The organism is Rhodobacter sp. SGA-6-6 (assembly GCF_011043545.1).
Lineage (GTDB): Bacteria > Pseudomonadota > Alphaproteobacteria > Rhodobacterales > Rhodobacteraceae > Pseudogemmobacter.
The window spans coordinates 228,166-242,453 of sequence record NZ_JAAKGP010000003.1; the positions used below are offsets into that span (position 1 = coordinate 228,166).

The window sequence follows — 14,288 nt, forward strand, 5'->3', positions numbered from 1 at the left end:
TATGGAAAAAGGCTACGATTTCATCATCATCGGCGGCGGCTCCGCCGGCGCCGTCCTTGCCGCGCGGCTGTCCGAGGACCCTTCCGCCCGCGTCCTGCTGCTGGAGGCCGGGGGCCGCGACAGCCACCCGTTCTATCACCTGCCCGCCGGTTTCGCGAAGATGACCAAGGGCATCGGCTCCTGGGGCTGGCAGACCGTGCCGCAGCGCCACATGAACGGCATGGTGATCCGCTATACGCAAGCCAGGGTGATCGGCGGCGGCTCCTCGATCAATGCGCAGATCTACACCCGCGGCAATGCGCTGGACTACGACGAATGGAGGCAACTCGGCTGCCCCGGCTGGTCCTACGAGGACGTGCTGCCGTATTTCCGCAAGGCGGAGGACAACGACACCTTCGACAACCGCTTCCACGGCAAGGGCGGGCCTTTGGGCGTGTCCCAGCCCCGTGCGCCGCTGCCGATCTGCGAGGCCTGGTTTGCCGCCGCCGCCCAGATGGGCATCCCCCGCAACAGGGACATGGCGGGCGAGGTGCAGGAGGGCGTCGGCTACTACCAGCTGACGCAAAGGAACTACCGCCGGTCCTCGGCATCCATCGCCTATCTGCGCCCCGCGCGCGGGCGGGCGAACCTGGAAGTGCGCACCGGGGTGCAGGTGCTGCGGATCGTGGTCGAGAAGGGCAGGGCGGTCGGGGTGGAGACGCCGGAGGGCATCCTGCGGGCTTCGGCGGAGGTGATCCTGTCCTCCGGCGCTATCGGCAGCCCGCGGCTGCTGCAACTGTCGGGCATCGGCCCGGCCGACAACCTGCGCGGCTTGGGCATCCCGGTGGTGCTGGACCAGCCGCAGGTGGGGGCGAACCTTCAGGACCATCTGGACCTGTTCGTCATCGCCGAATGCACCGGCCCGCATACCTATGACCGTTACGCGAAACTGCACTGGTCGGCGCTGGCCGGACTGCAATACCTGCTGACGCGGCGGGGGCCGGTGGCTTCCAGCCTCTTCGAGACCGGGGGGTTCTGGTATGCCGACCCGGACGCGCGCAGCCCCGACATCCAGTTCCACCTCGGCCTCGGCTCGGGGATCGAGGCCGGGGTGGCGGCGATGCCGCAGGGGGGCGTCACGCTGAACTCGGCCTATCTGCGGCCGCGGTCGCGCGGGACGGTGCGGCTGGCCAGCGCCGACCCGCTGGCGCCGCCGCTGATCGACCCGAACTACTGGGAGGACCCGCATGACCGCGAGATGTCGATCCGCGGGCTGAAGCTGGCCCGCGAGATGATGGCGCAGGAGGCGCTGAAGCCCTTCGTGCTGGCCGAGCGGCTGCCGGGGCCGGAGGTGCGGACCGATCAGGACTATTTCGACTATGCCTGCAAGCATTCCAAGACCGACCATCACCCCGCCGGCACCTGCCGGATGGGCAGCGACCCTCAGGCGGTGCTGGACCCGGAGCTGCGGTTGAACGGGCTGTCCGGCCTGCGCGTCGTCGATGCCTCGGTGATGCCGCGGGTGGTCTCGGCCAATACCAACGCCACCACGATCATGATCGCCGAGAAGGCCGCCGACATGATCAAGGCTGCTCATGGAGGCCGGGCATGATCCGCCATATCGTCCTTGTCCGCTTCCGCCCCGAGGTAAGCGAAGCGGAGATCGCCGCCATCTTCGCCGACCTCGCTGCGATCAGGGCCAGGCTGCCCGGGGTGATCGACATCCGCGCCGGCCGCAGCGAGAGCCCCGAGCGGATCGAGCGCGGCTATATGCACGGCTTCACCGTCGATTTCACCGACTGGGCGGCGCTGGCCGCCTATCAGGACCATCCCGACCACCGCCGTGTCGGTGCCGCCCTCGTCGCCGCCGCCGAGGGCGGGATCGACGGTATCCTCGTCTTCGACCTTGCCTGCTGAGGGCCCGCCATGCTGATCCTGCCCACCGAAGATTTCCGACTGGAACCTTACCGCCTGACCGGCACGCCGCTTGTCCCCCGTGCGCCCCGGATCGCGCTGACCCGCACTGCCTTCGCCGCCGCCCATGTGGTCAGCGATGCCCTGCGCGAGCGCAGCCCCTGGGATGGCCGCCCGGCGGTGGACTGGGAGGGGACGCTCTCCTTCCGCCACTGGCTCTGGGATCAGGGCCTCGAGCTGGCCGAGGCGATGGACACCGCGCAGCGCGGCATGGGGGTGGACTGGGAGACGGCGCTGGAGCTGGTGCAGCGCACCATGGACGAGGCCAAGGCGCATCCGCTGCGGCCCCGGGTCTGCGCCGGGGCGGGGACGGACCACAAGGCGCTGGCCGAGTTGACCACCGTGGAGGCGATCATCGCCGCCTACGAGACGCAGGCCGAGGCGATCGAGGCCGCAGGCGGCCAGTTGATCCTGATGGCGACCCGGGCGCTGCCGGCCATCGGCGCCACGCCCGAGGTCTACCGGCAGGTCTACCGCCGCCTGATCGACGGCGCGGCGCAGCCGGTGATCCTGCACTGGCTGGGCGAGATGTTCGACCCGGCGCTGGCGGGCTACTGGGGGACCGCCGATGTCGCCGAAGCCTCGGATTTCGTGCTGTCGCTGATCGCCGAGAACCCGGCCAGGGTGGACGGCATCAAGATTTCCCTGCTGGATCAGGCGCATGAGGAGGCCTTCCGCGCCCGCCTGCCCGCAGGCGTCCGCCTCTATACCGGCGACGACTTCAACTATGCCGCGCTGATCGAGGGCGACGGGACGCACCATTCCCACGCCTTGCTGGGCGCCTTCGCCGCCATCGCCCCCGCAGCGGCGCAGGCGCTGGAGGCGCTGGCGCAGGGCGACCGGGACGCCTATCACCGCCTGCTGGCCCCTACCGTGCCGCTGAGCCGCGAGATCTTCCGCGCGCCGACCCGGTTCTACAAGGCCGGCATCGCCTTCCTTTCCTGGCTCAACGGGTTGCAACCCGGCTTCGTGATGCCCGCCGGTTTCCAGTCCTCGCGCGGGATCGTCCATTACGCGCAGGTCTACCGGCTGGCCGATGCCGCCGGGGTGCTGATCCGCCCCGATCTGGCCGAGGCGCGGATGCGGAGCCTCCTGCACCTCTACGGCATCGACCAGGGCTAGGCGATGGAACGCCGCCCCACCATCGTCGATGTCGCAAGGGCCGCGGGGGTGTCGAAATCGACCGTCTCGCTGGTCTTGCAGAACTCGCCGCTGGTGCGGGCCGAGACCCGGGCCGATGTCCGCCGGGCGATGGCCGAGATCGGCTATGTCTACAACCGCGCCGCCGCCACGCTGCGGTCGGCCAATGCCGGGCTGATCGGGCTGGTGATCAACGACCTGCGCAACCCGTTCTTCACCGAATTCGCCACCTCGGTGCAGATGGCGCTGTCGGCCCGCGGCTATGCCACGGTGATGGCGAACACCGACGAGGACCCCGCCCTGCAGGCGCAGGTGGTGGGGGCGATGATCGAGCACGGCGTCTCGGCGCTGATCCTGTCCTCGGCCTATGGCGAGGTGGCGCCGACATTCGACCAGATCGCCCGCGCCGGCATCCCCGCGCTGCAGGTGCTGCGCCGGGCGCATCCCGACACCGACCGCTTTCCCTTCGCCGCCCCGGACGGCCCCCGTGGCGGCCGGCTGGCGACCGAGCACCTGCTGGAGCGCGGCGCGAAGCGGATCGCCTTCGTCGGCGGGCTGCCGGGCCGGTCGGTGACCGAGGCGCGGCTGGCGGGCCATCTGGAGGCGCTGGCGGAGGCCGGCCTGCCGCCGCTGGTGCTGGAGGGCCGTCCGGTGCGCGCCTTCGGCCGCGAGGCCGCCGCCCGGCTGGCAGCCGACCACCCCGAGGTCGACGGGGTGCTGTGCTTCAACGACCTGGTGGCGCTCGGCCTGTTGTCGGGCTGCGCCGAGATCGGCCGCAGGGTCGGGCCGGACCTGAAGGTGGTGGGCTTCGACGACATCGAGGAATGCGCGCAGGTCTACCCGACGCTGACCTCGATCCGCAGCCATATTGCCGGTTTCGGACAGCAGATGGCGGGAACGGTGCTGGCCTGGCTGGAAGAGGGTGTTAGACCTGCGCCGGTAACCTCGTCCGCCGTGGAGCTGATCGCCCGTGCCTCGACCCTTTGACCGCCCCGCCTTCCTGCGCCGCCTGTTCGACCGGGCGGTGGAAGTGGCCGATCCGATGCGGTCGCTGGCCGCGCATCTGCCGGAGAAGCCGCCGGGCCGGGTGGTGGTGATCGGCGCCGGCAAGGCCAGCGCGCGGATGGCCGAGGCGGTGGAATCCGCCTGGGGGCCCTGCGAGGGGCTGGTGATCACCCGCTACGGCTATGGCCGGCCGACCCGAGGGGTAGAGATCGCGCTGGCCGCCCATCCGGTGCCGGATGCGGCGGGGGCCGAGGCGACGGCGCGGATGCTGGAGCTGGTTTCCGGCCTCGGCGAGGGCGATTTCGTGCTGGCGCTGGTCTCCGGCGGCGCCTCGGCGCTGCTGTGCGCGCCGGCCGAGGGAGTGAGCCTGGCCGAGAAACAGGCGGTGAATGCCGCCCTTCTGGCCTCGGGCGCGCCGATCTCGGCGATGAATACCCTGCGCAAGCATCTCAGCCGGGTGAAGGGCGGGCAACTGGCCGCCGCCGCCTGGCCGGCGAAGATGCTGGCGCTGATCATCTCCGACGTGCCGGGCGACGATCCGGCCTTCATCGGCTCCGGCCCCACCGTGGGCGATGCGACCACCCCGGCGGAGGCCGAGGCCATCCTCGACCGCTGGCAGATCGGCGTGCCGGCCCATGTCCGCGCGGCGCTTGGCCGCTCGGGCGTAGTGGCGCCCAGCGATCCTCGGCTGGCGCGGGTGGAGAACCGCATCTTCGCCGCCCCGGCGCAATCGCTGGAGGCTGCGGCAGAAATCGCCCGGGCCGAGGGGGTGGAGGTGCGCAGCTTGGGCGATGCGCTGGAGGGCGAGGCGCGCGAGGTGGCCGCGGCGCAGGCAAGGATGGCGCTGGAGATCGCCGCGGCCCGCAGGCCCGGCGATGCGCCGGTGCTGCTGCTGTCGGGCGGGGAGCTGACCGTGACCCGCCGCGGCGACGGCGTGGGCGGGCCGAACGCCGAGTTCTGCCTGGCCCTGGCGCTGGCGCTGGAGGGCGCGGCGGGCATCCATGCGCTGGCCTGCGACACCGACGGGGTGGACGGCGCGGCCGAGGTGGCGGGGGCGGTGGTGACGCCCGACACGCTGGCGCTGGCCCGGGCCAAGGGGCTGGACCCGGCGGCGGCGCTGGCGGCCAACGATGCGCATGGCTTCTTCGGCAGGATCGGCGGGCAGGTGGTGACCGGGCCGACGCTGACCAATGTCAACGATTTCCGGGCGGTGCTGATCGGCTGAGGGCAATTGCCCGGTTTGACTGGCGAAGGCGCGTGCCTTCGCCACAGCGCAACGGTTGCAACCCGACCGGCCGGGCCTTCAAGGCCCGGCCAGCGCCCGCCCCGCCCTCGGCGGGCGCTTCTCGCCCGCCGGGTCGGGCGCTGGCCTCTCGGGGTTCTCGTGACTGCCGTTTCTGGGTGATCCGTCGCGCACGGGCGGGGGCGAGGCAGTGCCTCGCCTTCTCCCGCCCGGCCCACCCTCCCGCCTTGCCTGCCAGCGCCCGAGCGGCTAGGAAACCTTCGACCCTTCCCCAGCGAGGCCCCGATGCGTCTTAGCCGCTACTTCCTGCCCGTCCTCAAGGAAAATCCCGCCGAGGCGCAGATCGTCTCGCACCGCTACATGCTGCGCGCCGGCATGATCAAGCAGCAGGCCGCCGGCATCTATTCCTGGCTGCCGCTCGGCTACCGGGTGCTGAAGCGGATCGAGCAGATCGTGCACGAGGAGCAGATCCGTGCCGGCCATATCCCGCTGCTGATGCCCACCCTTCAGCCCGCCGACCTCTGGCGCGAATCCGGCCGCTACGACGACTACGGGCAGGAGATGCTGCGGATCAAGGACCGGCAGGACCGCGACATGCTGTATGGCCCGACCAACGAGGAGATGATCACCGACATCTTCCGCGCCCATGTCAGCAGCTACAAGGACCTGCCGCTGACGCTCTATCACATCCAGTGGAAGTTCCGCGACGAGATGCGGCCGCGGTTCGGGGTGATGCGGGGCCGCGAGTTCTACATGAAGGACGGCTACAACTTCGACGTGGACAGGGACTCGGCGCTGCACGCCTACAACCGCCACATGGTCAGCTACCTGCGCACCTACGAGCGCATGGGCCTGACCGCGATCCCGATGCGCGCAGCCTCGGGGCCGATCGGCGGCGACAACACCCATGAATTCCTGGTGCTGGCGAACACCGGCGAGTCGGAAGTGTTCTACGACGACCGGGTGACGGCGCTGAAACTGGGCGACCGCCAGGTCGATTACGACGACCGGGCCGAGGTCGAGGGCATCTGCAAGGAGTTCACCACGCTTTACGCCCGCACCGATGAGACCCACGACGAGGGCCTGTTCGAGCAGATCCCCGAGGCGCACCGCAAGGTCGGCCGCGGCATCGAGGTCGGGCAGATCTTCTACTTCGGCACCAAATATTCCGAGGCCATGGGGGCGACCGTCGTCACCAAGGAGGGCAACCGGGTGCCGGTCGAGATGGGGTCGCATGGGATCGGGGTCTCGCGCCTGCTGGGCGCGATCATCGAGGCCAGCCACGACGACAAGGGCATCATCTGGCCCGAGGGGGTGACGCCCTTCCCGGTCGGCATCGTCAACCTGAAACAGGGCGATGCGGCGGCGGATGCGGCCTGCGCCGGGCTGGAGAAGGCGCTGCTGGCCAAGGGGCTGGAGCCGCTCTACGACGACCGCGACGAAAGGGCGGGGGCGAAATTCGCCACCATGGACCTGATCGGCCTGCCCTGGCGGATCACCGTCGGGCCGCGCGGGCTGGAGAAGGGCGTGGTCGAGTTGACCTCGCGCCGCACCGGCGAGTCCGAGGAGATGGCCCCCGAGGCCGCCGTGGACCGGATCGCACAGATCTACGCGCCGCATCGCTGAGGGCGCGGGGCGATGATCGGCAAGGCCGTCTTCCTGCTGGGCGCGCTGGCCGGCGGGGCCGGCCTGTCGCAGTTCCCCGAATTCTCGCAGCAATACCTGCAGCGGCTGGCCGGGCAGGTGGATGCGCTGACGGTGGTGGTGCGGGACTTCGACGCCTCGGCGCAGAAGAACGGGCTGACGCGCGAGGAGGCCCTGGCCGAGATGCGGGGCACCGCCTTCCTGGACGACCGCCAGCAGGACCTGCGCCGCACCTTCCTGCGCCACGCCCGGCTGTCGGACAACCTGGTCGCCCTGCGCGAGGTCACGCCGCTGGCCCGCATCCTGATGCCGCAGCGGCTGGGCGATGCCGAGACCTTGGCCGCCACCTGGGGCGATTTCCGCCCGGCGGTGCCGGTGACGATGGAGGGGCTGGCGGCGGCCGGGATCGGCTTCCTCGGCGGCGGCATGGCGCTGTCCGGCCTGCTCTCGCTGCTGCTCTGGCCATTCCGCCGCCGGGCGCGGGGCTGACCTCTGCTTCAACCCTTCCAGTCGTTGATGGAAGACTGTTCCCCACGGGCGCGAGGATGAGCCGGGGACGAAGGGCGAGACCGCGAAGAGCGCGGCCTGTTCCCCGCGGACGCGGGGATGAGCCGGCGGCCGGAGAAACCGCACCTGACCGGAAATTCCGTTCCCCGCCCCCGGTCGACGACGCACATCTGACTCCCGCCAATCCGCCATCACAACCGCATGACCGAACGTCACCCGCGCCGCCGGGCGATTGATGCGCCGCCCCGGGGCTGTCATCTTTCCGACAGCTTCCGCAGGCAGGTTGCCGCCATGATGACGACCGACAGACATGGCCCCCTCGCGGGGCGCGCGCCCTCGCTGGGCGAGGTGCTGGCCGATGGTATCGTCCATGCGCTGGCGCTGCTGGCCGGGCTGGTGGCCTTTCCGATCCTGCTCTACCACGCGCTGGTCACCGCGGGCCTTGGCACCTTCGCCGGGCTGGCGGTCTATGCCGCCGGGTTCTTCCTGATGTGGGGCTTCTCGCTGGCCTACAACATGACCCCGCCAAGCGCGCTGAAATGGCTGCTGCGGCGGTTCGACCATTCGATGATCTACGTGATGATCGCCGGCACCTATACCGCCGTGATCCCGCATCTCGACCATCCCGGCTGGGCCTGGTCGCTGGGCGTGGTGGTCTGGGCCGGGGCGGCCCTGGGGATCGTGGTCAAGGTGGCGCTGCCCGGGCGCTACGACCGGCTGTCGATCCTGGCCTATGTCGCGCTCGGCTGGGTCGGCGTCGTCGCCTTCGGGCCGGTCGCCGCGGCGTTGCCGCTGGCCTCGCTGTGGCTGCTGGTGGCGGGCGGGCTGACCTATGTCGCCGGCGTCGCCTTCTACCTGTGGGAGCGGCTGCGGTTCCAGACCGCGATCTGGCATCTGTTCGTGGCCGTCGCCGCGGGGCTGCATTTCGCCGCCATCGCGGTGGCGCTGGCCTGAAGGGGCGGCGCGGACGCCGCCCCCCGGCAAGCCGTCCTTACTTGGACAGTTCCGCCATCATCTCGTCCAGCGCCTTGCAGGTGGCGTTCAGGTCCTCGGCGCTGCCGTTGGCCGAAGCCTTGGCCGCCAGTTCCTGCACCTTCGGCGCCAGCTCGGCCAGCTTGGCCGGGTCGGACGAGGCCAGTTCGGTGATCTTGGTGGTCAGCTCGGTGGCTTTCTTCTCGGCGTCGGCCTGGGTGCAGGCGGCCTCTTCCTTGCAGGCGGAGAGGAAGGCGACGGCCGAGACGACGGCCAGGACGGGAAGGATACGCAAAGGGGTTACTCCATGTGGAACTTCGTATCGGCGCGCGTTTCACGCCGGGACGGAGAACACGCTTTCGTGAGCCGAATGTCCATCCGCGCGATTGCCCACAGGCTGGTTCTTGCCCAAGGGGCAGGGGGCGGCCCTCTGCCGGGGGCGGCGGGCCTTCCTTGACCTTTCCGCCCGGAACCGCCAGTTTCGCCGGCAATCAAGGCCCCGCCGCAGCCGCGGCGAAGGGGCGGCACCGGATCGAGGCAGATGGCAGGCAGAACCGCACCCTTTTCGGCCTTCGAATGGATGATCGCCTGGCGCTACCTGCGGGCCCGCCGGGCCGAGGGCGGGGTCTCGGTGATGACCTGGATCTCGGTCATCGGCATCACCCTGTCGGTCTTCGCGCTGGTGGCGGTGATGGCGGTGCGGGCGGGCTTCCGCGAGGAATTCGTCGACACGCTGCTCGGCGCCAACGGCCACGTCACCGTCTACAACTGGCGGCTGGACGACCAGGGCCGGCGGCTGCGCGGCTTCCCCGACTGGCAGGAGGTGCAGGCGCGGCTGGCAGAGGTGCCCGGGGTGACCCGCGTCGCCCCGATGGTGCGCGGGCAGGCGATGGTCTCCTCGGTCGGCGGGTCCTCGGGGGTGGAGGTCTTCGGCATGGCGCCCGCGGATGTGGAGGCCATCCCCTCGCTGACCGGCGGCGGCGACGATTTCGGCGACATCTCGCGGCTGTCCGAGGGGATCGCCCTCGGCTCCGGCATCGCCCGCGACCTGGGACTTCAGGTCGGCGACCGGCTGCGGCTGATCTCGCCCGACGGGGCGAAGACCGCCATGGGCACCAGCTTGCGGGTGATGGCCTATGAGGTGGTCTACATCTTCACCTCCGGCAGCCCCGAGATCGACCGCACCCGCGCCTATCTGCCGCTGGCCGAGGCGCAGGAATATTTCAACGCCGAGGGCGTGGCCGACGAGTTCGAGGTGATGGTCGCCAGTCCCGAGGCCATCGACACCTACGTCCCCGCGCTGCTGGCCGCCGGGGGCACCGATGCGATGGCCTGGACCTGGCAGCAGAGCGCCGGCAACTACCTGCGGGCGCTGACGGTCGAGGACAACATGATGTTCATCCTGATGTCGATCCTGGTGCTGATCGCCTCGCTCAACATCATCTCCGGGCTGGTGATGCTGGTGAAGAACAAGGGCCGCGACATCGGCATCCTGCGCACCATGGGGCTGACCGAGGGGTCGGTGCTGCGGGTGTTCTTCCTCTGCGGCGCGCTGACCGGGCTGGTGGGGACGGTGGCCGGGATCGCCCTCGGCAGCCTGTTCGCCCACTACTTCACCCCGATCTTCGACTTCATCAACTGGGTCGCCGGCGGCGGGCTCTGGGACCCGGAGGTGCGGCCGATCTACCACCTCTCGGCCAAGCTGCAGCCGGGCGACGTGGTGACGGCGGGGCTGTTGTCGCTGGTGCTGTCCTTCGTGGTGACGATCTTCCCGGCCCGCCGGGCGGCAAGGATGAACCCGGTGGAGGCGCTGCGTTATGAATGAGGCGCTGGTTCTGGACGGGCTGGAGAAGGGTTACAACCACGGAAAGCCCTCCGAGGTGCAGGTGCTGCGCGGCGCCTCGCTGACCGTGGCGGTGGGTGAGGTGGTGGCGCTGGTCGCCCCTTCCGGCGCGGGGAAATCGACGCTGCTGCACATCGCCGGCCTGCTGGACACGCCGGATGCCGGCCGGGTGGTGCTGGGGGGCCGCGAGATGGGCGACCTGTCCGACCGCGCCCGCACCGAGGCGCGGCGCGGCGAGGTCGGCTTCATCTACCAGTTCCACCACCTGCTGCCCGAGTTCACCGCGCTGGAGAACGTGGTGATCCCGCAGCTGGCCAACGGGGTGGAGAAGGCGGCGGCCGAGGCCCGGGCGATGGACCTTCTGTCCCGCGTCGGCGTCGCCGCCCGCGCCGGCCACCGCCCGGCGGCGATGTCGGGCGGCGAGCAGCAGCGGGTGGCCTTCTGCCGCGCGCTGGCCAACGCGCCGCGGCTGCTGCTGGCGGACGAACCCACCGGCAACCTCGACCCCGCGACCTCGGACCAGGTCTTCGGGGCGCTGATGGAGCTGGTGCGGTCGACCGGCATGGCGGCGCTGATCGCCACCCACAACATGGAGCTGGCGGCGCGGATGGACCGGGTGGTGCGGCTGGATCAGGGCCGCGTGGTCTGATAGCTGTGGGTGAACCGCAGCCATCACAGCCACGAGGAACCCCATGCGCGCCAAGCTTCTCCTGATCCTCCCCTTGCTCGCGGCCTGCGTCGAGGAGAAGACCCCCACCGGCGCCGAGGACTTCGCCGCCTTCTGCTCCGGCTGCCACGGGGCCGGAGCGAAGGGAGACGGCCCGATGGCCGCCGAGCTGGCCCACAAGCCCGCCGACCTGACCCGCCTGTCGCGCCGCAATGGCGGCGACTTCCCCAAGCTGCGGGTGATGGCGAAGATCTGGGGCTATACGGGAGGCAAGGACGGCGAGGCGGTGATGCCGAACTTCGGCCCGCTCTTGGACAGCCCGCTGGTCCCCTACGACGCCGGGGACGGGATCGAGAGCCCGACACCGCTGCGGCTGGTGCAGCTGGCGGAATATGTGGAGAGGGTGCAGAGGTAGGGGCGTTGGTGGGGGCTTTGCGCCTCTACATTCTCGCAGGATATTTGCGCCAAAGTGAAGAGGAGGCCACTTCTCAAGCCTGCAGCCGCTCAGCAACTTGCCTATTGAAACTTCGTCGCTGTGATCTCCCCGAGTTCGGTATTCAGGCCAAAATCTCTATGCATCAGCATACCGTTCACTATATATAGGTCATCGAGCAGAAAAGTGTCCATTTGTTGATCTGCGGGGTTCCAGAGATAAAGAGCAGTTGAGTAAGCGGGACTCGCCCAAGGTTCATACCAAGATGGGTCAACCGTGACTGCTCCGAGTTTGAAGTATTGCGGATCTTGATGCTTCTCGACGTCCTTGAGAATGGCGAAGACCTCGCTCCGGTCTGTGATGCGGTCGTCCATAAAGTAGCAGCCGCCTTCGAATGCTACCCCGGCGACCGCAGTCACCGCAGCCGCAGTGATCGTTGCTGGAGCTGTAACAATTGCTCCGATCGTGCCCAATACGCCAGAAGTGCCAGCTATGATGCCTACCGTTCCGGCTGCGGACCCCCCCGCAGCTGTCGAGCCAATCATTATAGCCCCTGTCATTGGATTTACTATCGTATAGAGACCCGCAGCTTTGAATGCCAAACCTGCCGCCCCGGCGGCCACGACCGCGCCCTCTGCCGCAGCAATCGACTTGTCAGTCGCTGACGAGCCAGAGCGCACCAAGTCGCTTAGCCGATAGTCACAAACACCCGCGCTTGCAGGACCGGAAAGTGCAAAGACTGCGAACAACGCCAGCGGCGAAAGAAATCGATCTCTGTTCATAGCATCTTCATCCCGTTGCCAAGTTCAAACAAAGAATGGTGCGTTACCGAATACAGTCAACGAGTAGCACGAAAATCTTGCTCACACATCCAGCTCCTCCACGAACCTAGCATTCTCCTGGATATACTGGAACCGCAGTTCCGGCTTCTTGCCCATCAGGCGTTCCACCAGGTCGCCGGTCTCGCCGCCTTCCTCGTCGTCGATGCTGACCCGGATCAGCTTGCGGGTCTCGGGGTTCATCGTGGTGTCCTTCAGGTCCTTGGCGTCCATCTCGCCCAGGCCCTTGAAGCGCTGCACGTCGATCTTGCCCTTGCCGCCCAACCCCTTGGCCAGCCATTCCTCCTTCTCGGCGTCGTCGGCGACATACATCCGCTTCGGGCCCTGGGTCAGGCGATACAGAGGCGGGCAGGCCAGGTAGAGGTGGCCCTTGTCGATCAGCGGCCGCATCTGGGTGAAGAAGAAGGTCATCAGCAGGCTGGCGATATGGGCGCCGTCCACGTCGGCGTCGGTCATGATGATGATCTTGTCGTAGCGCAGGTCGTCCAGCCGGAACTTCGTGCCCATGCCGACGCCCAAGGCCTCGCAGATGTCGCGGATCTCGGAGTTGTCGTTCAGCTTCGACGAGGCGGCGCCGAGGACGTTGAGGATCTTGCCCTTCAAGGGCAGCAACGCCTGGTAGGTCCGGTCCCGCGCGCCCTTGGCGCTGCCGCCGGCGGAATCGCCTTCGACGATGAAGATCTCGGTGCCCGAACGGTCGGTGGCCGAGCAATCCACCAGCTTGCCGGGCAGGCGCAGCTTCTTGGTGGCGGTCTTCCTTTGCGTCTCCTTCTCCTGCCGGCGGCGCAGGCGTTCCTCGGCCCGCAGCACCAGGAAGTCGAGGATGGCGCCGGCGGATTTCGGGTCGGCGGCCAGCCAGGTGTCGAAATGGTCGCGGACGGCGTTCTCGACCCATTTCGCCGCCTCTTCCGTCGCCAGCCGGTCCTTGGTCTGGCCGACGAACTGCGGCTCGCGGATGAAGACGGAGATCAGCGCGCAGCCCCCGGTCAGCATGTCCTCGCGGGTGATGGCTTCGGCCTTGCGGTTCTTCACCCGCTCGCCATAGGCGCGGATGCCCTTCAGGATCGCGGCCCAGAACCCGGTCTCATGGGTGCCGCCCTCGGGCGTCGGCACGGTGTTGGTGTAGCTGGAGATGAAGCCGTCGCGGGCCGGCGTCCAGTTGATCGCCCATTCGACCGAGCCGGGGACGCCGAACTTCTCCTGGAAGGAGACCTTGCCGGCGAAGGGGCGGTCGGCGTAGGTCGTCACCTTCTCCAGCTGGTCGGAGAGGTAGTCCGACAACCCGCCGGGGAAGTGGAAGGTGGCCTCCATCGGCGTGTCGCCGTCGGGGATGGCGGATTTCCAGCGGATTTCCACGCCCGAGAAGATATAGGCCTTCGACCGCGCCATCTTCAGCAGCCGGTGCGGCTTGAACGCCTGCTGGCCGAAGATCTGCGGATCGGGATGGAAGGTGACGAAGGTGCCGCGGCGGTTGGCGGTGGCGCCCAGTTTCTGCAACCCGCCCAGCGGTTTGCCGCGCGAGAACTCCTGCGCGAACAACTCGCGGTTCTTCGCCACCTCGACCCGCAGGTGGTCGGACAGCGCGTTGACCACCGAGGAGCCGACGCCGTGCAACCCTCCGCTGGTCTCGTAGGCCTTGCCGTTGAACTTGCCGCCGGAGTGCAGGGTGCAGAGGATCACCTCCAGCGCCGACTTGTCGGGGAATTTCGGATGCGGATCGACCGGAATGCCGCGGCCGTTGTCGCGGATGGTCAGGCTGCCGTCGGCGTGAAGCTCCACCTCGATGCGGTTGGCGTGGCCGGCGACGGCCTCGTCCATGGCGTTGTCGAGGATCTCGGCGGCCAGGTGGTGGTAGGCGCGTTCGTCGATGCCGCCGATATACATGCCGGGGCGCAGGCGCACCGCCTCCAGCGGTTCCAGCACCTCGATGGACGAGGCGTCATAGGTGGAGACGGCCGAGGCGAGGAGGTCGCCGGAATCTGTGGGGGACATGCGCTGCTCTGCTTTGGTGCTTGCAGCCATTAGACCATTTCCGGGGGGAG

The 14,288-nt window shown here is 68.9% G+C and carries 14 protein-coding genes; 11 read left to right on the plus strand and 3 right to left on the minus strand.

The features are described from left to right. Position 1: 1 nt before the first annotated feature. The 8 genes from G5B31_RS07565 to G5B31_RS07600 all read left to right on the plus strand — a co-directional run bounded on the left by G5B31_RS07565 (position 2) and on the right by G5B31_RS07600 (position 8,446). Complete coding sequence (locus G5B31_RS07565) at positions 2-1,591, plus strand: GMC family oxidoreductase (RefSeq protein WP_165015524.1); 1,590 nt, start codon at positions 2-4, stop codon at positions 1,589-1,591. Then, the gene (locus G5B31_RS07570) at positions 1,588-1,896 is read left to right on the plus strand and encodes a Dabb family protein (protein WP_165015526.1); all 309 of its coding nucleotides are present in this window, start codon (positions 1,588-1,590) and stop codon (positions 1,894-1,896) included. Before G5B31_RS07565 ends, G5B31_RS07570 begins: the two co-directional genes overlap by 4 nt. A gap of 9 nt (positions 1,897-1,905) precedes the next feature. Then, positions 1,906-3,075, plus strand: a complete 1,170-nt coding sequence (locus G5B31_RS07575) for a dihydrodipicolinate synthase family protein (RefSeq protein ID WP_165015529.1) — start codon at positions 1,906-1,908, stop codon at positions 3,073-3,075. Positions 3,076-3,078: 3 nt separating this feature from the next. Then, positions 3,079-4,080, plus strand: a complete 1,002-nt coding sequence (locus G5B31_RS07580; RefSeq protein WP_165015532.1) for a LacI family DNA-binding transcriptional regulator — start codon at positions 3,079-3,081, stop codon at positions 4,078-4,080. Further along, positions 4,064-5,323 (plus strand): glycerate kinase, encoded by a 1,260-nt coding sequence (locus G5B31_RS07585; RefSeq protein ID WP_346763890.1) that lies wholly within the window; start codon positions 4,064-4,066, stop codon positions 5,321-5,323. Before G5B31_RS07580 ends, G5B31_RS07585 begins: the two co-directional genes overlap by 17 nt. Positions 5,324-5,626: 303 nt before the next feature. Next, positions 5,627-6,967 (plus strand): proline--tRNA ligase, encoded by a 1,341-nt coding sequence (proS, locus tag G5B31_RS07590; protein ID WP_165015533.1) that lies wholly within the window; start codon positions 5,627-5,629, stop codon positions 6,965-6,967. A 12-nt stretch (positions 6,968-6,979) separates the two neighbouring features. Beyond that, positions 6,980-7,474 (plus strand): DUF2937 family protein, encoded by a 495-nt coding sequence (locus tag G5B31_RS07595; RefSeq protein ID WP_165015536.1) that lies wholly within the window; start codon positions 6,980-6,982, stop codon positions 7,472-7,474. Between the two features lie 309 nt (positions 7,475-7,783). Continuing rightward, positions 7,784-8,446 carry a hemolysin III family protein gene (locus G5B31_RS07600; RefSeq protein WP_165015539.1) on the plus strand — a complete coding sequence of 221 codons (663 nt, stop codon included), beginning with the start codon at positions 7,784-7,786 and terminating at the stop codon, positions 8,444-8,446. A 37-nt stretch (positions 8,447-8,483) separates the two neighbouring features. On the opposite strand, the gene G5B31_RS07605 is transcribed toward G5B31_RS07600, so the two are convergent. Further along, a complete protein-coding gene (locus G5B31_RS07605) occupies positions 8,484-8,759 on the minus strand; it encodes a hypothetical protein (RefSeq protein ID WP_165015542.1) in 276 nt (91 codons plus the stop codon). Positions 8,760-9,005: 246 nt separating this feature from the next. Here G5B31_RS07605 and G5B31_RS07610 point away from each other — a divergent pair, with 246 nt between their 5' ends. Genes G5B31_RS07610 through G5B31_RS07620 form a run of 3 tightly spaced genes read left to right on the plus strand, consistent with a single transcriptional unit; the run spans position 9,006 to position 11,389 of the window. After that, positions 9,006-10,289 (plus strand): ABC transporter permease, encoded by a 1,284-nt coding sequence (locus G5B31_RS07610; RefSeq protein ID WP_165015545.1) that lies wholly within the window; start codon positions 9,006-9,008, stop codon positions 10,287-10,289. Beyond that, positions 10,282-10,956 (plus strand): ABC transporter ATP-binding protein, encoded by a 675-nt coding sequence (locus G5B31_RS07615; RefSeq protein WP_165015548.1) that lies wholly within the window; start codon positions 10,282-10,284, stop codon positions 10,954-10,956. Before G5B31_RS07610 ends, G5B31_RS07615 begins: the two co-directional genes overlap by 8 nt. 43 nt (positions 10,957-10,999) lie before the next feature. Then, positions 11,000-11,389, plus strand: coding sequence for a c-type cytochrome (locus G5B31_RS07620; RefSeq protein WP_165015551.1), 390 nt, complete (start codon positions 11,000-11,002; stop codon positions 11,387-11,389). Between the two features lie 101 nt (positions 11,390-11,490). On the opposite strand, the gene G5B31_RS07625 is transcribed toward G5B31_RS07620, so the two are convergent. Together G5B31_RS07625 and parE are read right to left on the minus strand one after the other, a co-directional pair. Next, positions 11,491-12,189, minus strand: a complete 699-nt coding sequence (locus tag G5B31_RS07625) for a hypothetical protein (RefSeq protein ID WP_165015554.1) — start codon at positions 12,187-12,189, stop codon at positions 11,491-11,493. An 81-nt stretch (positions 12,190-12,270) separates the two neighbouring features. After that, on the minus strand, positions 12,271-14,238 hold the full coding sequence (parE, locus tag G5B31_RS07630; protein WP_165015556.1) for a DNA topoisomerase IV subunit B: 1,968 nt from the start codon (positions 14,236-14,238) through the stop codon (positions 12,271-12,273). Positions 14,239-14,288: the final 50 nt, after the last annotated feature.